This is a genomic window from Acidimicrobium ferrooxidans DSM 10331 (genome assembly GCF_000023265.1).
Classification (GTDB): Bacteria; Actinomycetota; Acidimicrobiia; order Acidimicrobiales; family Acidimicrobiaceae; genus Acidimicrobium; species Acidimicrobium ferrooxidans.
On the sequence record NC_013124.1, the window covers coordinates 463,291 to 483,401 of the forward strand.

The 20,111-nt window shown below is 69.9% G+C and carries 17 protein-coding genes and 1 pseudogene; 11 read left to right on the forward strand and 7 right to left on the reverse strand.

The window, feature by feature from the left end:
* Positions 1–16: 16 nt before the first annotated feature.
* The 6 genes and pseudogenes from AFER_RS02380 to AFER_RS12840 all read left to right on the forward strand — a co-directional run.
* A complete protein-coding gene (locus AFER_RS02380; RefSeq protein ID WP_015797930.1) occupies positions 17–1,531 on the forward strand; it encodes an HlyD family secretion protein in 1,515 nt (504 codons plus the stop codon).
* On the forward strand, positions 1,528–3,423 hold the full coding sequence (locus tag AFER_RS02385) for a glycosyltransferase family 2 protein (RefSeq protein WP_015797931.1): 1,896 nt from the start codon (positions 1,528–1,530) through the stop codon (positions 3,421–3,423). Before AFER_RS02380 ends, AFER_RS02385 begins: the two co-directional genes overlap by 4 nt.
* Positions 3,407–4,273: a hypothetical protein gene (locus AFER_RS02390; protein WP_015797932.1), complete on the forward strand. Its 867-nt coding sequence runs from the start codon at positions 3,407–3,409 to the stop codon at positions 4,271–4,273. The genes AFER_RS02385 and AFER_RS02390 overlap by 17 nt, the downstream gene beginning before the upstream one ends.
* Positions 4,274–4,311: 38 nt before the next feature.
* The gene (locus tag AFER_RS02395) at positions 4,312–5,151 is read left to right on the forward strand and encodes a hypothetical protein (protein ID WP_041661628.1); all 840 of its coding nucleotides are present in this window, start codon (positions 4,312–4,314) and stop codon (positions 5,149–5,151) included.
* Positions 5,152–5,173: 22 nt separating this feature from the next.
* A complete protein-coding gene (locus tag AFER_RS02400; RefSeq protein WP_143711913.1) occupies positions 5,174–5,620 on the forward strand; it encodes a hypothetical protein in 447 nt (148 codons plus the stop codon).
* Positions 5,621–6,036: 416 nt separating this feature from the next.
* A pseudogene (locus AFER_RS12840) lies at positions 6,037–6,198 on the forward strand (hypothetical protein); the annotation flags it as partial.
* A gap of 44 nt (positions 6,199–6,242) precedes the next feature.
* On the opposite strand, the gene AFER_RS12230 reads toward AFER_RS12840, so the two are convergent.
* From AFER_RS12230 to AFER_RS11485, 4 genes are all read right to left on the reverse strand, one after another.
* A complete protein-coding gene (locus AFER_RS12230) occupies positions 6,243–6,398 on the reverse strand; it encodes a hypothetical protein (protein WP_171788918.1) in 156 nt (51 codons plus the stop codon).
* Between the two features lie 358 nt (positions 6,399–6,756).
* Positions 6,757–7,641: a phytoene/squalene synthase family protein gene (locus AFER_RS02410; RefSeq protein WP_015797935.1), complete on the reverse strand. Its 885-nt coding sequence runs from the start codon at positions 7,639–7,641 to the stop codon at positions 6,757–6,759.
* On the reverse strand, positions 7,638–9,128 hold the full coding sequence (gene crtI, locus AFER_RS02415) for a phytoene desaturase family protein (protein WP_015797936.1): 1,491 nt from the start codon (positions 9,126–9,128) through the stop codon (positions 7,638–7,640). The genes AFER_RS02410 and crtI overlap by 4 nt, the downstream gene beginning before the upstream one ends.
* 3 nt (positions 9,129–9,131) lie before the next feature.
* Positions 9,132–10,220 (reverse strand): polyprenyl synthetase family protein, encoded by a 1,089-nt coding sequence (locus AFER_RS11485; protein ID WP_015797937.1) that lies wholly within the window; start codon positions 10,218–10,220, stop codon positions 9,132–9,134.
* Positions 10,221–10,352: 132 nt separating this feature from the next.
* Here AFER_RS11485 and AFER_RS02425 point away from each other — a divergent pair, with 132 nt between their 5' ends.
* From AFER_RS02425 to AFER_RS02435, 4 genes are read left to right on the forward strand one after another with little or no spacing between them, the layout of a single operon-like run.
* Positions 10,353–11,732, forward strand: a complete 1,380-nt coding sequence (locus tag AFER_RS02425) for a TldD/PmbA family protein (protein ID WP_015797938.1) — start codon at positions 10,353–10,355, stop codon at positions 11,730–11,732.
* The gene (locus tag AFER_RS10765) at positions 11,725–13,062 is read left to right on the forward strand and encodes a TldD/PmbA family protein (RefSeq protein WP_015797939.1); all 1,338 of its coding nucleotides are present in this window, start codon (positions 11,725–11,727) and stop codon (positions 13,060–13,062) included. Before AFER_RS02425 ends, AFER_RS10765 begins: the two co-directional genes overlap by 8 nt.
* Positions 13,063–13,698 carry a PHP domain-containing protein gene (locus tag AFER_RS02430; RefSeq protein WP_015797940.1) on the forward strand — a complete coding sequence of 212 codons (636 nt, stop codon included), beginning with the start codon at positions 13,063–13,065 and terminating at the stop codon, positions 13,696–13,698.
* Between the two features lie 32 nt (positions 13,699–13,730).
* The gene (locus tag AFER_RS02435; RefSeq protein WP_015797941.1) at positions 13,731–14,972 is read left to right on the forward strand and encodes a magnesium transporter MgtE N-terminal domain-containing protein; all 1,242 of its coding nucleotides are present in this window, start codon (positions 13,731–13,733) and stop codon (positions 14,970–14,972) included.
* 82 nt (positions 14,973–15,054) lie between these two features.
* On the opposite strand, the gene AFER_RS02440 is transcribed toward AFER_RS02435, so the two are convergent.
* Both AFER_RS02440 and AFER_RS10770 read right to left on the reverse strand, forming a co-directional pair.
* The gene (locus AFER_RS02440) at positions 15,055–16,638 is read right to left on the reverse strand and encodes an NRAMP family divalent metal transporter (RefSeq protein ID WP_015797942.1); all 1,584 of its coding nucleotides are present in this window, start codon (positions 16,636–16,638) and stop codon (positions 15,055–15,057) included.
* Positions 16,639–16,817: 179 nt separating this feature from the next.
* The gene (locus AFER_RS10770; RefSeq protein WP_015797943.1) at positions 16,818–17,525 is read right to left on the reverse strand and encodes a class I SAM-dependent methyltransferase; all 708 of its coding nucleotides are present in this window, start codon (positions 17,523–17,525) and stop codon (positions 16,818–16,820) included.
* Positions 17,526–17,568: 43 nt separating this feature from the next.
* Between AFER_RS10770 and AFER_RS10775 the strand changes: the two genes are divergently transcribed.
* On the forward strand, positions 17,569–18,198 hold the full coding sequence (locus AFER_RS10775; protein WP_015797944.1) for an SOS response-associated peptidase family protein: 630 nt from the start codon (positions 17,569–17,571) through the stop codon (positions 18,196–18,198).
* Here the strand turns inward: AFER_RS10775 and dxs are convergent.
* Positions 18,179–20,086 (reverse strand): 1-deoxy-D-xylulose-5-phosphate synthase, encoded by a 1,908-nt coding sequence (dxs, locus tag AFER_RS02455; protein ID WP_015797945.1) that lies wholly within the window; start codon positions 20,084–20,086, stop codon positions 18,179–18,181. The genes AFER_RS10775 and dxs overlap by 20 nt on opposite strands.
* Positions 20,087–20,111 lie beyond the last annotated feature (25 nt).

The following is a 20,111-nucleotide window of genomic DNA, read 5'->3' on the forward strand; positions in this document are numbered from 1 at the left end:
GTGAGGGAGGGTTGCGATGGTCAAGAGCCAGGAGTCGTCGGACCGACCGTGGTCAGGCGATGACGAGGAGCAGCGTGGGGCTGAAACCATCTGGCCGCTCGTCGATCCCGAATCGCTCGAGGGCATCGATGTGACCTCGTCGGAGGCGGTCATCGACCTGCGTGAGGCGCCGAGTGCCCCTCCGGTGAGCACGCCGGCGGCGAGTCCTCCAGCGATGGAGCTCCCGGTGGTCGCAGCCCCGGTGCGGCCGTCGCGCCGCGGTTGGCTCGTTGCCATCATCGTGGCGGTCGTCATCGTCGTGGTCGGCTACGTGGTCGTGAGCGGCCTGGCTGGCTCACCACTCTCGTCGCTGTCGTCGGAGGTGGTCGACCCGGGTGAAGTGAGTCTCTCGTTCCCGGCTGCGGGAACGATTTCGCAGCTGGCCGTTCACCCAGGCGAGCGGGTCGCGAGCGGCCAGGTACTCGCGACCGAGGTGGTCCCGGGCCTCAGCGAGACCCGTCATGCCGATCAGGCCGCGATCGCAGCGGACACGAGCGAAGTCAGTGCGCTGCAAGCGCTCATCGCGCAGATGTCGAGCGTGACCTCGGCGAACGCTGGGGTCGTCGCCCAGGCGGCCCAGGCTGAGGTCGCGGCGGCGCGCCAAGCACTCACGAGCGACGAGAGCCAGCTGGCATCGGTCCAAGCTCAAGGGGCGGCCACGGTCGCCGCCGCACAGTCCCTGCTGGGCGCCGATCAGGCTGCCGCTGTGGCGGCATGCTCCGGCGTCGGCCCGACGGCTTCGCCGCCAACCGCGGCACAGGTGGCGTGTGCTGATGCCCAGCATCGTGTCGCTGCCGATGAGCTCGCCCTCGCCCAGGCCAAGGCGAGCTCACAGAGCGCCGTCGACGGTGTCCAGAGCCTGATTGCTGCGGATCAACGTGCGTTGAGCGACGCGGAAGCACAGGCGAGCGAGAGTGATGGCGTGTCGTCGACGCAGCTCGCAGCGCTCAAGGTCTCGCTGGTAGCAGCCCAGGCTCAGCTTGCGCGGGATCAAGGCGAACTCAATGCTGCCGCCCAGACCGCTGCGACACAGACCCTGCGAGCGCCGATCGCTGGGACGGTCGTGAGCGTCGACGGCGCGGTGGGTGAGACGGTGAGCGCGAGTGGGGTCGGCGATGCGGTACCGAGCGGCTCGAGCGTGGCCGTGACCCCTGGGTTCACACTGTTCCCGTCGACCCAGACGGAGTCGAGCCAGCCGGTGGCCTCGACCCCGGTCGTGGTCATCAAGGGTCACGCCCCCACGTACCTCGAGACGCTCGTCCCCGAGAGCGTCATCGGCAAGGTGCACCTCGGTGATCAGGTGACGTTCACACCGAGCAGCCAAGGCATCGGTGTCGTCCACGGGGTCGTCGAACAGATCTTTCCCCGCCCGGTCGTTGCGGCCGGCGTCGTGAGCTATGAGGTCCAGTCGGAACTGAGCGGCCGTCTTCCAGCCGGTTTGCTGACCGGGCTCACGGGGAATGCCAGCATCTCAAGCTCTGGTCGACGATGACCCCACACGGCGTCGTCGTCGTCCTCGGAGCCGTGGCCCTGTTGGCGGCGGGCAGTTGGGCCGTGCTCCACGGCGGGCGTGGTGACCATGGCGACGGGTTGCGTCACGTGCGCCTGCCGTCACCGCAGCGCTCGATCCCACGTCTCGTAGTGTTCATCGTCGCCATCGTGGCGTGGTCGATCCTCGTAGCTCGCGACTGGGCCGAGGCCGCAGGCGCGTTGAAGGCCGTTCTTGCGCTGATCCTCGAGCGAGCCGGACTCGGTGCCTCGACGGCCAGCTCGTATCTCGTCCACACCAACCCGCTCTTGCTGCTGCTCGAGGACGGGAGCCTCAGTTCTTTCGTGATCGCACGTCGTCACAGCGTGCGCTCGCTCGTCGTCAGCGTTGGCGTCCTCGCTGTCGTCCTCATCGGGGGACCGCTCGTCGTCGGGGCCGCCGAGGTGATGGCATCGTGGTTCGGGGCCCCGTCGGTGGTGGTCTTCTACCTCGCAGAGCTCGCGAGTTTGGCGGCCGGCTTCGTCGGCCTGTTGGCATTGATCTTCCTCTCGAGTGCCTTGCCGCGGCGCTACGCGGCAAGGGTTGGGCTGCGCCCGCTCGCCAGCGCGCTGCTGCTCATCGGCGTCTTCGTCCTCATTCTCATCGGCGCCGGCGCGCTCGCCCGCGGCATCGGTGGGAGCTTGAGCGCTGTGTCGCCGCCGGACGGACTGCTCGTGTTCTTGGCCCTGCCCGCGCTGATCATGGCCGTCTCGGTCGTGCTGCTGCTCGTGCGCCCGAAGGATCGACCTGGGGTCGGGGATCCCACGGAGCCGATCGACGTGATCATGCCGGCCTTCAACGAAGAAGCTGGCATCGGTGCCGCACTCGCCGCGCTCGATGCGGCGGCGGCTGCCTATCCCGGCCGAGTCCGAGTCCTCGTCGCGGACGACGGTTCTCACGACCGCACCCTCGAGGTCATCGAGATGGCGGCCCAGACTGCTCGGGCGGCCGAGATCGTCGCTGTGGGCGGGCCGCACGGTGGCAAGGCGGTCGCGCTCAACCGGGCGCTCGAAGCCGCCTCCACGCGCATCGTCGTGCGTGTCGACGCCGATATCCTCGTGGATGCGAACTGCTTGCGGCCGCTCCCAGACTGGTTCGCCAACCCGGCGATCGGCTGCATCGGTGCCTTCGACCTTCCGAACATGGCGCTCCCTGCGTGGTACACGCGTGGCCGACTCTTCGAGTGTCTCATGACCTTCGGGTTCTCTCGGCTGGCGTTCGAGCGCGTGGACGCGAACAACGTTCCCGGGACCTACATGGCCTTCCGCAGAGCGGAGGCTCTCGCGCTCGGTGGCTTTGTCGAGGGGATGAACGGTGAGGACTCCGACCTCACCTTCAACCTCGGCAAGCTCGGTCTGCGTTCGGTGATCGACCCGCGCATCGTGATCTACGAGGACGTCCCCCAGACCCTTGGGGCTTTCTTGGAGCAGCGCACTCGGTGGTCGCGCGCGTCGTTCCACATCGGCGCGCGTCATCTTCCCTGGCGCGCGCGAGAGCTCCATCCGCGGCTCATCATCCAACTCCGCTTCCTCTTCAACAAGCTCACCTCGATGATCCGGCCGATCACCTACATCTCGAGTGCCGTCTTCTTCTTGCTCATCCCGCGGGTCGCTGGCTCGCCGCTGCGTACCCTCGTGTTGCTTGCTTTCACCCTTGCGCCGCAACTTCTCTTGCTGATCGGCGTCGCGCTCTACTGGGGATTCTGGCGGGAACTACGCCATCTCTGGGTGTGGGTGCCCTTTACCATGGTCCGCAAACTCGGTTTGCTCTCGGGTATCCTGTCGCTGCCGCCGTTGGGCGCAGCCGTCGATCCAGAACGTCGGGTCGAGGCCATGGCAGATGCGAACGCTCGCTAGGCGGCTCATCCTCGGCGCGCTCGCGCTGGCGCTCGCTGGCTGTGGCGAGGTGCAAGCACCGCACCATCGCCCGACGAGTGAGCGCGCGGCGCACGAGATCGCCCCGTCGCTCGTCGGGGTGCATTGGTGGCTCGCGGCCTCGGCGCTGCGTCGCCTCGATGCAGCGGCAGGTTCGAGCTGGACGAATGCGGTGTTCCGTCCGGCGAATACCACCCTGATCGTCGGGCCGTCGCAAGCGGCCAGCTATGCGGGGTGGGCGGGGCACCGCGCCCTCGATGCGACGAGCCTCGCCGGCGTTCGCGAGGCGCTGCGCGTGGCGACGTCCGGGGATGTCGTATTGCTCGATCTCGAGCACTGGCCGCGCTCGCCACTGGCCGAGCAGCTTCAGGCGGGTGCGACGTTCACACAGGCTGGCACGTTGGCCAGGGCGGCAGGCGTCGATCTCGTCGCGGCTCCCGCCACCGACCTCGCTCTCGTCCTCACCCCGGGCCAGCGTGTTCGGACCGGTTTTCTCGCCAGCGGCGTGGTGCAAGCAGCGTCGCGCGCCGCGCAGATCCTCGAGATCCAGGCACAAGGTCTCGAGGCGACGCCGTCGCGGTATGCGAGCTTCGTCGATCAGGTCGAGGTGCTTGCTCGGAGTGCGAACCCGACGATTCGCTTCGTGCTCGGACTGTCGACGAACCCGAGTGGGCAACGGGTCAGCGCGACAACCTTGGCCCAGGACATCGCGCTGACCAAGGCTACGGCGAGCGGCTACTGGCTGAACATCCCCCAGGCCGGGGTCTCGTGTCCGCGGTGTGGCATCGCGCAGCCGCAGGTCGCGGTGGCGTTGCTGCGGGGTGAGTCCTGAGGCGCAAGCTGCTCCTGGCGGGTTCGCTCGCGTTGGTGGTGGCCGCGGTCGTCGCGGTCGCGGCGCCACGAGGGGCGAAGCACCATCATCACACGCAGCACCTCTTCATGCCGAGCCCGACGGGAGGCCAACCGATCGAGGCACCAACGAGCAGGCACACGATCTGGCTGCTGGCCGAGGCGCACTTCGATCAAGTCGTCTCCGTCGCCCCCGTCCGTGCTCTCTTTGCCCGTGGCGTCGTGTACGAACCGATCACGCCGCGGCAGCATCCGAGCACCCTGGTCCCGGTCATTCCGACGGCTGACTTTCACGCCGAGTCACAGCTCGCCCAGGCGATCGCCGACCATGAGCTTGCGACGGGAGTGCGCGCTGTGATCTACGACAACGAGCGCTTTGCGAACACCCCCACCGTCGAGCAAGACAACATCCGGCTCTCCACCGAGCGCGCAGCCGCTGTTGCTCGCGCCGCGGGTCTCCAGAGCATCTGTGACTTTATCGAGTCGGACCGACTTCCATCAGGGGAGCGTACGGCCCAGAACGAGGTGCCACCGTGCAGCATCGTCGGGCTCAACACGGTGCAACAGTCGGAACGATCGACCGCCCGGTACCGGGCTGTGGTGGCACGTGACGTTGCGGTGATCCGCTCGGTCGATCCGTCAGTGCCGATCATCGCAGGCTTGTCGTCGAATCCGCGCGGAACGCCGGTCACTGCAGCGGAGCTCACGGCCGACATGGAAGCGACGGCAGGGTTGGTGAACGGGTACTGGCTGAACGTGCCGGCGCCAGGCGTCGGTTGCCCGGCGTGCCACGCGCCCGACCCCGGACTCATGGCGGAAGCGCTCGCGGCGTTGCCAGCTGGGTTCGCGACGACCGGGTGAGTCGGCACACACGACGAGGACAGTGACAACCAGGGGGAACCACGACACGAGGCGTGCGACGGCAGTGGCGGTGGCTGGGTGGCAGTGGCTGGGCGTTGCGCTGGCGCCAACGATCTGCTCGCTCGGCATCGTCGCCGCGTCGTCGGACACAGCTCCAGCGGCGAGCGAGGTGCCGGGCTGGTCCTTTGCCACGGATCTCGTCGGCGCGACGACCCAAGGCTCGCTCGTGGTGAGTTTCCCGACAGGCGCGAGCGCCGGAACGCAGCTGGTCGTCAACCTGCCGTGGGCCCACTTCTCGAGTGCCGTCACGGTGGCGCTCGATGGTCAGTCCTGCCAGGGGGTCTCGGCTCGCGACGCTGGCGCGATCGGCGCGAGCCTCGCGTGCACGGTTCCGGCGGAACTCGCTGCTGGGGAGCACGTCATCGACGTTGGGGGTGTGATGCTCCCGAACCTCGTGCTCGAGGAGTGAGCGCCCCTGTGGTGGTCGGTGCTGACCGGATCTGCGCGACCGAGTCGGTGGCGCCACGTTCGGATGCAGCGGTTGGCGTGCGCATCGTGGTTCGCGACGCGAGCCGAAGCGCCGCTGGCGACAGTGCCCTCGTCATCGCCCAGCTCGTGGATCGGGGCGGTCTTGCGACCACGAACGGAGCCACGAGCGTTGCGCTCGCGTTCGACCCGGGGACCGGCGCCAGCGTCGCGCCGCCGTCGACATCGACGACACCCGACGGTGTCGTCGGCGTGCGGGGATGTGCTGGCCCTGGCACCGCCGGCATGACAGCGACCGCTGCGAGCTCGGGCGAGGTGCTCTGCGTCGTGATGCGCCAGACATCGTCGGCGCCCTTGCGGGTCGTCGACGCGGCGAGCGCCTTCGAGTCGCCTCAGCCGATGGTCGGTATCGCTCCGGGCTCGGTCGTGGGCCTGGGATCGGCAGCCTGCGACGCCTCTGTCGTGACGAACTCGGGTGGGGTGCTCGCCGTCGGCGAGAACCCACTCGGCGAGCTCGGCAACGGCTCGACCACGGTGGCAAGTTCGACGCCGGTCTCGGTGACGTTCCCTGCTGGGACCCAGATCGCGCAGGTGGCCGGCGGTGGCTACTTCACGCTGGCGCGCTCGTCGAACGGCACGGTCTCTGCCAGGGGCAGGACGACCAGGGGCAGGTCGGCAACGGCACCACCGAAACCGACGTCGCCACGCCGGTGCCGGTCGCGCTGCCTGTCGGCGCTGCCGAGGTCGCGGCGGGTTGTCACGCGGCCTCAGTACTGGGTAGCAACGGCACCGTCTACGCGAGAGGGTTCGAACACGACGGGACAGCTGGGTGCCGGGGGTTTCTTCAACGACCTCGTACCGGTCCAGGTGCAGTTGCCTCATGGCGTGAGCGTCAGCGACGTCACCTCGCCAGGCGTGTCGACGGTGGTCCTGACACCACGAGCGGCGCCGCCTCTGTCATGGGCGGCAACCTGTTCGGCCAGCTCGGTGACGGCATCTACGTCACGGCCGCGACGCCAACCCGGGTTGGACAGTCACAGCTCGAAGCGGTCGCGATGGGCGGCTTCACGAACTGGCTGGAGCCGTTCCCGACCATCGTCCGCACCGACGCTCGGACCCTCAAGCTCGAGCGCCCTCCTCGGCGAGGAGTCGTGGCAGCGCACGGGGTGCGACGAGCGCCCGCACGACCTCGGCGGCGCGGCGTCGCTTCGGGACGATGGCTCGCCGTGTGAGAACGTCGTAGTCGTTGCGTTCGACCTCGAGCATGATGGCGCTGTAGAGCTCGCGTGCCACCTCGACGCAGCGGCGGGAGGCGCGCGGCAGGAGGGGATCACCGGCGAGTGAGTCCCGATAGAGGGTCCGTGCTCGTTCGATCTCGAAGCGCACGAGCGCTCGTACCGCCGGCGAGGGCCGACGCGCGAGCAAGTCGTCGAGCGCCCCGTGGTTCGCCACGTCCTCGAGTGGCAGGTAGATCCGTCCCCGATCGAGGTCTTCGCCGACGTCGCGGATGAAGTTGGTGAGCTGGAAGGCGAGCCCGAGCGCGCGAGCGGGCTCGCGAGCAGCGGGTGGGCCACCGAGGATGGGGAGGACCATCTCGCCGATGACGGCGGCGGATCCTTCCATGTAGTCGAGCAGATCGTCCCATCGCTGGTAGCGCCGGACGGTGAGGTCGCGCCGCATCGCGCCAAGGAAGCGAGCGAGCGTCTCCGGCTCGATCTGCCAGCGCTCGTAGGTCGACACCAGCGCATCGAGGGCCGGGTCGTCGCTGCCGCCGCGTACGAGGGCCTGGCAGAGCATCGCTTCGAGCTCGTCGAGACCGCGACGCTTTTCGTCGGTGGTGGCGCTACCGTCGACGATGTCGTCGGCCCGTCGACAGAAGGCGTAGATCGCCCAGATGCCTGGGCGCGCGTCCGGCTCGAGGAGGCGGGATGCGAGGTAGTACGTGCGCCCGTAGCGGCGCGCGACGGATCGAGTCGAGGAGAGACCAGCGGATTGGCGCATCATCGACGTACCATGCTTCCCGGGTGGTCGGCGAGCACGCGAGCCGCGGCGAGCTGACCCGAGGTGAGCGCGAGCGGAACGCCGACGCCCGGGTGCGTCCCCGATCCTGCGAGGACGAGGTTGTCGAACTCGCGAGGGGCCATCGGCGCGCGGAACGGGCCCGATTGCCAGAAGGTGTGCGCGAACGAGAACGGCGTCCCGGCGTCCATGCCCTGGGCAGCCCACGCCTCGGGGTCGAGCACGATCTCGGAGATGGGGTCCGAACGACGAGCCAGTCCGAAGGTGCCGAGACGCTCTTCGAGGCGTTCGCGCGCCGCAGCCGCGTCCTCGGGCCAGCGGAGCTGGCCGTTCAGGTTCGGCACGGGCTCGAGGGCGTAGACGACACGGCCACGGGGCGCGATCGTCGGATCGGTGCGCTGGGGCAGCGAGACGAGCGTCGAGGGGTCTCGCATGAGGCGCCGGGTCTCGATGAGGTCGTCGAAGGCTTCCTCCCACGCTTGCCCGAAGAACACGTTGTGGTGCTCGAGGTCCGCGGGAAGCGGGGCGTCCTCGTAGCGCACCACGACGAGGGCCGAGGGTGCGAGGCGCCACCGTCGCTTGGCGTAGCCGAGGCCGAGACGTCGACCGAGGCCGAGCGGGTCCTCGGTCGTGACGACGACGTCGGCCGGGTAGCGCCCCTGTGGCGTCGTGACCGCGCTGATGCGGCTCCCGGTGCGTTCGTAGTGCGTCACCGGCTCGTCGAGGTGCAGCTCGGCGCCCAGGTCCTCGCACAGGCGCCCGAGCGCCTCACCGAGGGCCGCCATGCCGCCGCGTGGAAAAACGACGCCGAGGACCACGTCCATGTAGGCGATGACGCCGAAGAGCCCGAGTGCTCGCTGCGGGGAGACGCCGGCATAGAGCGCCTGGAAGGTGACCGCCCGGCGAAGCCTCGGGTCGGACAGGACGCGGGCCGCACGAGCATCCAAGCGTCCGAAGGCGCCGAGTCGCCACAGACGCCAGAGCGCGGGTGCGCGCGTGAGCAGTCGGTCGACGCTGGCGACGTCGGCTTCGATGAAGGTCGGCAGCTCCGTCCCGGCGAGCTCCTCGAGCCAGCGGGCCCAGCGCTGCCACTCGTCCAGGGCCCGCGTGCCGGCGAAGGCACGGACTTCCTCGGCCATGCGCTCGCGATCGCTCCAGGTTCGCAGCACCCCCGCGCCATCAGGGCCCGTCGAGTCTGCGAACGCGAGCCGGTAACCGGGCTCGACGGGGATGAGGTCGAGGTAGTCGTCGAGGTTGCGGCCCGCCGCGCGCCAGATCGATCGCAGCGTACCGACCATGGTGAGCACGACGGGGCCGAGGTCGAGCGTCGCCCCGTCGATGCGCACGGCGTCGGCTCGCCCCCCTGGGCGCGAGCGACGCTCGAGAATGGTCACCCGATGACCTGCGGCCGCCAGCCTCGAGGCCGCGGAGAGTCCGGCGAACCCAGCGCCGACGACGATGATACGTGCCATCGATCAGTGCTGACGGGCGACGATGAAGGTCGCGAGGTCCCCGAGCGCGCAGCGCGCCTCAGCGGAGAGCGGGAGGTCGCCGAGGGCATCCATCGCCTGGTCGGCAAGCTCGTCGATGCGTTGCTCGACCCGATCGAGGGCACCGCTACGACGGACGAGGCCGAGCACGTCGTCGAGCGCACGGCCTTCGAGGTTCGCATCCCCGAGCGCCTCGTCGAAGCGGACGAGATCGGCGACGTCGAGCCGCTCTCGGGTCTCGGCAACCAGCAGGGTCCACTTCCCTTCGCGTAGGTCGTCGCCGACCGGCTTGCGGGTGCGAGCACCGTCGCCGAAGACGCCGAGGACGTCGTCACGCAGCTGAAACGCGAGCCCCAAGGGGAGTGCGAAGCGCGAGAGCGCCGCGAGCACCCCGTCGGCCGGATCCGCCAGCAGCGCGCCGAGATGCAGCGGTCGCTCCACGGTGTACTTGGCCGACTTGAACAGGGCGATGTGCTCGGCGTGCTCCGGGGTGTCGAAGAGCTGGGCGCTCGCGACCACGTCGAGGTACTGGCCGAGATTGACCTCGAGCTTGAGCTGTGTGAACGTGGCACGCACCGGGAGCGGGGCCGCCTCGAGGGCGCCGTCGGCAAGCGTGAGGGCCAAGTCCCCGACCAAGATGCCGATCGCATCCCCGTAGGTCTCGGCCTCACCGCGGAGCTTGAGGGAGCGGTGCTCGTCGCGCGCGCGCGCATGAACGGTCACAGCACCGCGGCGAAGTTCGGAGCGATCCATGATGTCGTCGTGCACGAGCGCGAAGGTGTGGAGGAGCTCGATCGCCACCAGCAGGTCACCGAGGAGCTCGTCGTCGCCGTCCACACCGAGCCCACGCGCGGCCCAGAACGCAAGGGCGGGGCGGAGGCGCTTGCCGCCCGCACGCGTGAGGCGTGACAGCTCATCGAACGGTTCGGCGAAGCGTTCGTCGATGGCGCGCCAGCGTGCCGCCTCTGCGTCGAGCAGATGGCCGAGGCGTGCCTCGACCAGGCGTGTGGGGGCTCCGAGGACCTCCGGTTCTGCGACGCACGGCTCCACCACCGCGCTCGATTCGTCGTCCACCTGCGCCTGACTCCTCGACCACTCGTCCTTCACGACACTGTGCAACCGCGAGGTCGCACCGTGGCTTCCCGTACCGAGCCTAGTGACGAGACCTCGGTAGGCTGAAGCCGTAGCGACCTGGAGGGGAGCGTCGTGATCGATCCGGAGCTGGTGGACCTCGTGCTCCAGCGCGCGCTCGCCCGTGGGGGCGACTTCGCCGAGGTGTTCGTCGAAGAAGTGCGCTCGACCTCGGTGAGCGTCGACGACGGGCGGGTCGGCGCCCTGGCCGACGTTGGATGGCGTGGGGTCGGGATCCGCGTCGTCGTCGGCGAGACGACCGGCTTTGCCCACACCACCGACCTGTCGCCTCGCGCGCTCGTCGCGGCGGCCGAGACCGCCTCGTCGATCGCGAAGGGAGGCGCGAGTCGGGTCGCTCCCCTCGAGGTAGCACCCATCGAGCCTGCGGCGCCCGAGCGCGACCCGAGCGCCAAGCGGCGCATGGTGGAGCTGCTGCGCGCTGGTGAGACGGAGGCGCGAGGGCTCGCCGATGCGATCGTCCAGGTGTCCGGCCAGGCCGCGACCGCGCGGCGTCGGATCCTCGTGGCCAACTCCGAGGGCCGATTCGTCACCGATCGGCAGGCACGCACGCGTGTGTCGTTCCAGGTCGTGGCCGCCGGGGACACCGGGGCCCAGAGTGGGCGCGAGACGTCTGCGGCCACCGTCGATCTCGAGGAGTTGCTCGACGCCCTCGACGTCGGCGCCCTCGCGCAGGTCGCTGGACGACGGGCGCTTGCCAAACTGGCGGCGCGTCCCGCTCCAGCAGGCGTTCTGCCGGTGGTGCTGGCGAAGGGGTCGGGCGGCATCTTGTTCCACGAGGCCTGCGGCCACGGCCTCGAGGCCGACCACATCGCCAAGGGCGCCTCCGTGTACGCAGGCCGTCTCGGTGAGCGGGTGGCGAGCCCGCTCGTGACGCTCGTCGACGACGGGACCCGGGCCGGGGAGTGGGGGAGCTACCACATCGACGACGAGGGCAACCCTGCCCAGTCGAACGTGCTGATCCGCGATGGTGAGCTCGTCGACTACCTCTGGGATCGCCGCAGCGCCACGAAGCTCGGCCAGAGCCCGCGTGGCAACGGTCGGCGCCAGGACTATCGATCCCTGCCGATGGTGCGCATGACGAACACCTTCCTCACCCCGGGGGAGAGCGATCCAGCAGACGTGGTTGCGAGCACCGACCACGGCGTCTACGTGGCCGCCCTCTCCGGCGGTCAGGTCAACACGGCCACCGGAGACTTCGTCTTCGGGGTGCAGGAGGCCTACCTCATCGAGCACGGCCGCATCACCGCTCCCATTCGCGACACCCAGCTCATCGGGAATGGCCCCGAGGTGCTCGCTGCCGTGGATGCGGTCGCGAACGACTTCGACATGACCGCGGGGACCTGTGGCAAGAACGGTCAGTCCGTTCCGGTCGGGTGCGGCCAGCCGACGCTGCGACTGGCCGGTGTGACGCTCGGGGGAACGATCGGTGGCTGAGCTGTTGGAGCAGGCTCTCGCGCTCGTGGACGATCGGCGGGCCGGGGAGGAGGTCGAGGTCGTCGTCGGGCGATCGCGCCAGGTGGAGGTCGTCGGCTTCCACGGCGCGGTCGAGTCGCTGACCCAGGCCGAGGAGGTCACCATCGGGGTCCGGGTCCTCGTGGCGGGCCGCATCGGCTTCGCCACGGTCGATGCGCTCGACCCCGCTGCCGCCCGCGACGCGCTCTGGCGCGCGAGAGAGAACGCTGAGCTCGTCGAGGCGGACCCCGACGCGGTCTTCGCGGTGCCCGACGACGTCGCCCCCGTCGTGCTCGAGCTCGTCGACGAGACCCTGTCGGCGGTCTCGCTCGATCGCAAGATCGCCACGTGCCTCGATCTCGAGCGCGCGTGTCGGGCTGCGGACCCGCGGATCTGCGACGTTCAGTCGGCGACCTACGGCGAGCTCGACGGCGAGGTCGCCATCGCCTCTTCCACCGGTGTCGCGACGCAGGTCCGATCGACCCGCGCTTGGCTGTTCCTCCAAGCGCTCGCTGCGGATGGGCGCGGTGTGCTCTCGACGGGTTTTGCCTCGTCTGGGGCGCGAGGCTTCGAGGGCCTCGACGCAGATCGCGTGGCGCACGAGGCGGCGAGCCGTGCGCTCCGGGGGATCGACGCCACCAAGCCCGTGGGCCGCGAGGTCCAGGTCCGTTTCGAGCCTCGCTGCGCACAGACGCTGCTCGGTCTCTGGGCGGGTGCCCTGTCGGGGCTCGCGCTCGCTCGTCGTCGCTCGATGTTCGTCGATCGCCTCGGAGAGCGGGTCGCGCCCTCGTGGTTCTCGTTGGTGGACGACCCGACGGACGGGCGCTCGCTGGGGGCGACCCCGGTCGACGGCGAGGGACTCGCGACCCGACCCCATCGGCTCATCGAGGGTGGCGTTGCCGCCGAGGCGCTCTATGACGCCTATGCCGCTCGACTCGCCGGACGGCAATCCAACGCGGCCGCGCTCCGCGCGGTTGGCGGCCTGCCGGCGCCGGGCGCGCGCGCCGTGCGGGTCGAGGCGCCGAGGCGACCGGTGGCCGAACTCGATGCCGCCGGTGACGTGCTCGTCGTGCGGTCGCTGTCGGGGGTGCACTCGGGCACCAGCCTGATCTCGGGGGACTTCTCCGTGGGGATCGAAGGGGAACTCGTCGGGCCGAACGGTGCTCAGCCGGTGCGTGAGGCGACCATCTCAGGCAACCTCCAGCGCATGCTGCTCGATCTCGCTGGCGTCGGTGACGACGAGGTCGAACTGCCGAGCGGGACGCGCGCGGCGAGCCTGCTGGTCGGATCCATGACGCTCGCGGGCCGCTAGGTGCGCCTCGATCTCCATGTCCACACCTACGCCTCGGGGGACTCGACGACGAGACCGGAGGAGCTCGCGGCCCGCATCGGGCCCGATGACGTCATCGCCGTCACCGACCACCACGCGATCGTCGCGGCGCGCGAGGTCGCGGCGCTTGTCCCGGGCCAAGTCATCGTCGGCGAGGAGATCGACACCGGCGCGGGGGAGCTGATCGGTCTCGGGCTCGACGCTCGGGTGCCGCCGCGTGCGGGCCTCCTCGAGACGGCGCGGCGCATCCGCGACCTGGGGGGTCTCGTGCTCGCCCCCCACCCGACCGATCCCGCGCGTCGTGGTCTCGGTCGAGCGGGACTCGAGCGGCTCGCGGACGACGGTCTGCTCGATCTCGTCGAGGTCGCCAACGCCAAACGCGTCGCCTGGGATCGGGAGGCGGCGCTCGTGGCACGTGAGCGAGGGATCACACAGGTCGCCGCCAGCGACGCTCACGTACCTGAGGCTCTGTTCGCGTCCTACGTCGAGGTCGCCGGGCCGCGGTGCGAGATCAGAGGGTTGACGGAGCTGCTCGCGCTCCTTGCGCGTGGGGCGCTGCGGCACGCGCCGCGCGATCCGGTACGTCCCTGGCCCCGGCCGGTGGTCCCGGGCTCCTGAGGCTCGAGGACGATCGCGCTAGACTTCGCGTCGTGGACGATGTCCTGTGGCTCTCCGCCATCCGTCGGGCGCCGGTGCTTGGGCGGGGTGGTCACGAGTTTGGTCGTGTCGATGACGTGGTGCTTCGCCTCGTCGAAGCCAGCTATCCGGTCGTCGTCGGCGTCCTCGTGCACGTCGACGACCAGCCCATGTTCGTGCCGGCAGATCGCATCGAGGAGTTCGGCACCGAGCGGATCGTCACGACGCTCGAAGAGGGCGAGCTCGGCCGGTTCGAGCGTCGGCCCCAGGAGGTGCTCGCGGTTCGTGACCTGCTCGAGCACCACCTGATCTGGTCGAAGTCGAAGCTGCGTCCGCGACTCGTGAGCGCTCGGGACCTCGGCATGATCCCGTTCGCGGGCGAGTGGCGCGTCATCGCGGTCGACGTCGCCCAAGAGCACCATCGACGCTTCTGGCACGCCAAGCGCGAGGCGAGGGTCGTCGACTGGCGCGATCTCGTCCCCTTGGTGGGCCATGTGCCGAGTGCGAGGATCCGCCTCGAGCTGCGCTCGATCCGGCGCCTGCACCCGGCCGAACTCGCCGACCTCCTCGAGGACGCCTCGGAGTCGGAGGGGCGCGAGATCATGGCGGCGCTGCAGGCGGACCCGGCCTTCGAAGCGGACGTCATGGAAGAGCTCACGCCGCAGGGTCGTCGGGACGCGATCCGCGAGCGCAGCGACGCCGAGGTCGGCGAGCTGCTCGGCACCATGGAGCCCGACGACGCGGTCGACTTGTTGATGAGCCTGGAGCAGGAGCGACGCGAGAGCGTGCTCGCGCTGGTGCCCGAGCCGCAGCAGGCGACCATCAAGCGCCTGCTCGCCTACAACCCTGAGTCGGCCGGTGGGCTCATGACGACCGACGTCGTCGCGCTCGCGGCAGGGACGACCGTCGCGGAGGCCTGCGGCACGCTTCGCGCGCGCGCCGCCGTACCGGAGAACCTGTGGGTGCTGTTCGTCGTCGACGCCGAGGGTCGCTTCCTCGGTCAGCTGCCCCTCGTCGCGCTCCTTCGTGCCGCCGACGACGCCTCGGTGGATCAGCTCGCTGACACCGAGGCGCGCACCGTGCGTCCCGACGCGGACCTGACGGAGGTCGCCGTCCTCATGGCCGACTTCAACCTCGCCGCCGTGGCCGTCGTCGACGCCGAGGGGGTGCTCCTTGGCGCGGTCACCGTCGACGACGTCCTCGTTCGCACCATCCAACCGGGATGGCGCCGACGTGCCGAAGCGCTCGACGGGTAGCCGCGGCGCGCGTGGCGTGTGCGGGTCGATCGTGGTAGGCGCGCCTGCGAGCGCTCGCGCGTGACCCTCGCTGGCGCGCTCGTCAGTGGCCGAGGTGGACGAAGCTGACGACCATCAGCATCACCGCGATCACCAGGTAGGCCCGAAGCCCGATGAGGGCGACCTGACGGCCTCGCGAGAAGCGCGGGCGGTGCAAGAGGGCAGCGGCGGGCATCGTCCAGCGCAGACGGTCTTCCATGGGCATCGTGGGACGATGGTGGCGGCTGCGAAGTTGGGCGATCGCGACGACCGCCGTCGCGACGACGACGAGGGCACCGGTCGCGAGGACGAGCCCGATCACGTTGATCGAGGGCACGATCGTCACCACCGTGAGCACCAGGCTCAGCTGCAGGAGCAAGCCCACGATGAACGTTGCGAGGACGTTGAGCCAAGGCGGGTTGACCCAGGGGCCGAGGATCTCTCGATCGTTGCACAGGAGCAGCAAGAACGCGAGGGCGCTCGGCAGGAGGACGCCCGCGAGGACCTGCACGGCGAGGTTGATGAGGCTGAGGGGGAGACGCGGGATGAGGGTGAGTCCTCCGGCGAGCACCACGAGCGCGACGTAGCTCGCGTAGAAGCCTCGAGCCTCGCGGACGGGGGCGTTCAGCGACTGCTCGACCCCGAACAAGTCGCCGAGGGCATAGGCCGTCGAGAGCGTGACCGTGGCGGCCCCGATGAGCGACGCCTCGGCGAGCACGATGGCAAAGAGCGCACCTGCGACGACGCTGACGTGGTGGCTGAAGCCCGATGCGATCGCGCCTGCGCTGCCAAACGACCCTGCGGCTCCCGCGAGCGCCGCGGCGGCGGCGATGATCACCGCGGCGGCGGCGACGTTGGTGACGACGGCCCCGATGAAGGTGTCGGCACGCTCGAAGCGGATCCAGCGAGGCGTGATGCGCTTGTCGATGACGTTCGACTGCTGGAAGAACAGCTGCCACGGGGCGATGGTGGTGCCGACGATGCCGATGATGAAGATGGTCGCCTGCGAACCGAGGCCGCCCTTGACACCTGGGACGACGAGGCCGTGGAGTGCGGCCCCCCAGTGCACCGGGCTCATGCCCATGAGGGGGAAGACGAGGAGGCTCACGGCCACCAGGATCAGCATGAAGCGCTCCCAGCGCTCGAACCGTCCGGAGACGACGCTGCCGATCAGGGCTACGGCCATGAGGCCCGCCGCGATCGTCGGGCTGATCCCGAAGAACCCGAGCGCGTAGCGGATGCCGATGAACTCGGTGACGAGGGTGAGGAAGTTCAGCAGGAAGAGGTCGACGACGCTGAAGGCGGCCCAGAAGGTGCCGAAGCGCTCTCGGAGCAGCTTGCCGTGGCCGACACCGGTGACGGCACCGAGCCGGACCACCATCTCTTGGGCCACCGCGAGGACGACGATGAGGATCGGCAGCGTCCACAGCAGCGTGTAGCCGTAGGCCTGGCCGGCCTGGGCATAGGTGGTGATACCACCGGCGTCGTTGTCGCCGACCATGACGATGATGCCTGGGCCGAGGATCGCGAGCAGCGCGAGCAGACGCCGGCGCCAGTTGGGTGAGCCAGCCAGTGTGCCAGCGGTGACGGAACCGAGCCCGCCACGGATGACCTCATCCTCGGGCGTGCTCGTGCGGGAGTCGTGCACGGGGGGACCTCCACGTTCGAGACGATGGCCAGAACGAGCGCTTAGGCGCGGCGTGCGCGCCAAGCCCGGACGGAGCGGCGGGGACTTGAGGGCTCGGTGCGCATCCCAGCCTCCCTTCGCTGCGTCGGGGTCCTCAGTGCATGCAGGGGCAGTCTACGCCGGATGGGGCGCGAGCAGGGTCAGGCGGGGACGTGCCCGATCACGATCGCCGCCTCCGAGACGACCGGGATGACCTCGACGCCGCCGAAGCCAGCCTCCCGCAGGATCGTGACCCAGCGCTCGCGGGAGATCGGCCTTTCCTGGACGCGCACCACGTAGCGCACGGCGTTCTTGGCGATGCGCCAGTACCCGGCCGGTCCACGGGCAGCGAAGGCGCGGACCTTCTCGGCGATGATCGCGCGGTCGCTGGCGGACTCGCCGCGCCCGAGCATCATGTCGCCGATCACGAGGCGACCTCCCGGCCGGAGCCAGCCGTAGGCGGCACGGACCACCTCGGCCTTCGCGCGATCGGAGAGATGGTGCAAGACGTAGTTGGAGACCACGACGTCCACGCTGCGAGGCTCGAGCGCGAAGCGCTCGAGCGGCGTCGCCTCGGCGGTGACGTTGGCGAGGTTGGCGGCGCGCGCGCGCTCGAGGAGGCGGGCGACCATCCGCTCAGAGATGTCGACGCCGTGGACGTGGTGGGCGATGGCGGCGGCGGGCAAGCTCACCTGACCCGAGCCGCAGCCGAGGTCGACGACCTCGTCGGTGGGGCCGAGCGCGGCGTGGGCGACGACCGCCTCGACGACCCGTTCGAGCCCTGGCGAGGCCTCGTGCTCCCACGATCCGACGCGCCGTTGCCACACGGTGCGTTGGAGCCAGATTGCAAGGTCTTCGCTGCGTGCCACGCGGCCAGTGTAGGAGAGCGGGGCCGAGGTACGCTTGAGGGCCATGTGCGGCCGTTTCGACCAGCGGTTCGGGCCGGAGCGCCTCGCGCGAGCGATCGCCGAGCTTGCGACGCCGCTCGGCGCTGAATCGGCGACGCCGTCGGGCATCGCGTCCCGCGGCGTCGTCGTGCCGTCGGACGGCGCGATCGTCGTCCGTATGAGCCCCTCGCTCGAGGTCGGTGAGCTCACCTTCGGCGTGAGGACGCGGGCCGGCTCGCTCGTCATCAATGCGCGTCGTGAGACGCTCGGCGAGCGGCCGCTGTTTCGCGGTGCGCTGTCGGGGGGCCGCTGTGTGGTGCCGATCAGGGGGTTCTACGAGTTCACCGGGCCGCGCGGTGCGCGCTCGCCGGTGTTCTTCCACTGGAATGGCGAGCTGCACTGGCTCTGCGGCCTCGCCGTCGGCGAGGGACTCGTCGTCGTGACCGAGCCTGCTGGCGGGCCCGTCGCCGGGTGGCACGATCGCGAGCCTGTCGTGCTCGATCACCTGGGCGGCGCCGCGTGGCTCCGCGACGGCGAACTCGCCACGGGCGGTGCACACGACGCCGAGGTCATCGTGCTCGATCGCTCGTGGACGTCGCCACGTGGCGATCGCGACCCGTTGGCGTTCGGGGGGCCTAGGCCGGATCCGACGTGATCTCGGGGGTCGCCGATTCGTGCGCGCCGAGCCAGGTGCGGATCTTGGCGGCGATCCCGAAGCCGTCGAGGCCGAGATCGGCGAGGAGCGCGTCGGGGGGACCGTGGTGGATGTAGCGCGTCGGGATCCCGAGCGTCGCGACGGGGATGGTCGGGCGCACGGCGCGCAGCGCATCGGCGAGGAACGCGCCGGCGCCGCCGTGGACGTAGCCGTCTTCCACGGTGACGACCGCATCGGCCGAACTGGCGAGGGCGATGAGGTCGGGGTCGATCGGTCGGACGACCCGTGGGTCGATCACCGTCGCCTCGAGGCCATCGTCGTGGAGGAGGTCGGCTGCGGTGAGCGCGGGCGTCACCATCTTGCCGTAGGCGACGATCACGAGGCCAGATCCCGCGTCGCGCACCACCCGAGCGCCAAGGCCCGTGCCGACGCCGCCGCGGATGCGCCGGGGACCCGGTGTCTTCGAGAAGCGGATCAGGCTCGGGCCGTCGAGCTTGAGCGCCTCCTCGAGGGCGATGCGCACCTCGTCGGCGCTCGACGGCGTAAAGATCGTGACGTCGGGGATCGCGAGCATCTCGACGAGGTCGAGGACGCCATGGTGACTCGGTCCGTCGTCGCCGGTGATCCCGGCGCGATCGGCGACGAAGACGACGGGGAGGTGGTGCAGACCGACGTCGAGGTTGGCCTGGTCGAACGCCCGAGAGAGGAAGGTCGAGTAGATCGCGACGACCGGGCGCAGCCCGACCATCGCCATCCCCGCTGCGGCGGTGACGGCGTGCGCCTCGGCGATGCCGACGTCGAAGTAGCGATCACCGAAGCGTTCCTGGAACGGCAGGAGCCCCGTGGGAGCGCCCATCGCAGCCGTGATCGCGACGACACGCCGATCGCGTTCGCCGGCATCCACCAGCGCGCGGCTGAACGCCTCGGTGAACGAGACCGGCTCGGCCCCCTCGATGGTCGTGAGCGCTCGTGGCACCTTGAGGTCGTGCATGCGCTGCACCTCGTCGTCGACCGCTGGCTGGTAGCCCCGGCCCTTCTCGGTGAGCACGTGTACGGCGATCGGCCCGTCCCACTCCTTGGCCCCCTCGAAGGCGTAGACGAGCTCGTCGATGTCGTGACCGTCGACGGGCCCGGCGTAGCGAATCCCGAGGGCCTCGAAGAACACCCGCGGCTCGATCGCTTCGCGCAGCGCGGCGGTCACCGAGGCGATCTGGGATGCGGCACGAGGGCCGACACGAGGAATGTCCGAGATGACCTGTTTGACGCGGTTGCGCGCCGACATGTAGGTGGGGTTGAGTCGCAGTCGGGTGAGCGACGACGAGAGTCGGGAGATCGTGGGGGCATACGAGCGGCCGTTGTCGTTCCAGACGATGATGATCGGGAGCTTGCGGTGACCGATGGTGTTGAGCGCTTCGTAGGCGAGCCCGCCGGTGAGCGAGCCGTCGCCGACCACCGCGACCACCCGGCGGTGTGGTGCGCTGCCGGTGAGGTCGAAGCCAGCGGCGATCCCGTAGGCATACGACAGTGCCGTGGAGGCGTGGGAGTTCTCGATCCAGTCGTGCTCGCTCTCGGCGCGATTCGGGTAGCCGGACAGCCCCCCTTGCTGGCGGAGCGTGTCGAAGATCGCGTGACGCCCGGTGAGCAGCTTGTGGGGATAGGTCTGGTGCCCGGTGTCGAAGAGGATGGCGTCACGGGGCGAGTCGAACGCGAGATGGAGCGCGATGGTGAGCTCCACCGCTCCGAGGTTGGAGCCGAGGTGGCCACCGTTCGCGAGCACGGTCGTCACGATGCGTTCGCGCAGCTCGGCACAGAGCGCCGTCCGTTGGGCGGGGGTGAGCGAGCGGAGGTCCTCTGGCCCCTTGATTCGATCAAGTAGTTCGTAGGACATGTAACCCCTAGCTTACGACGGCGAC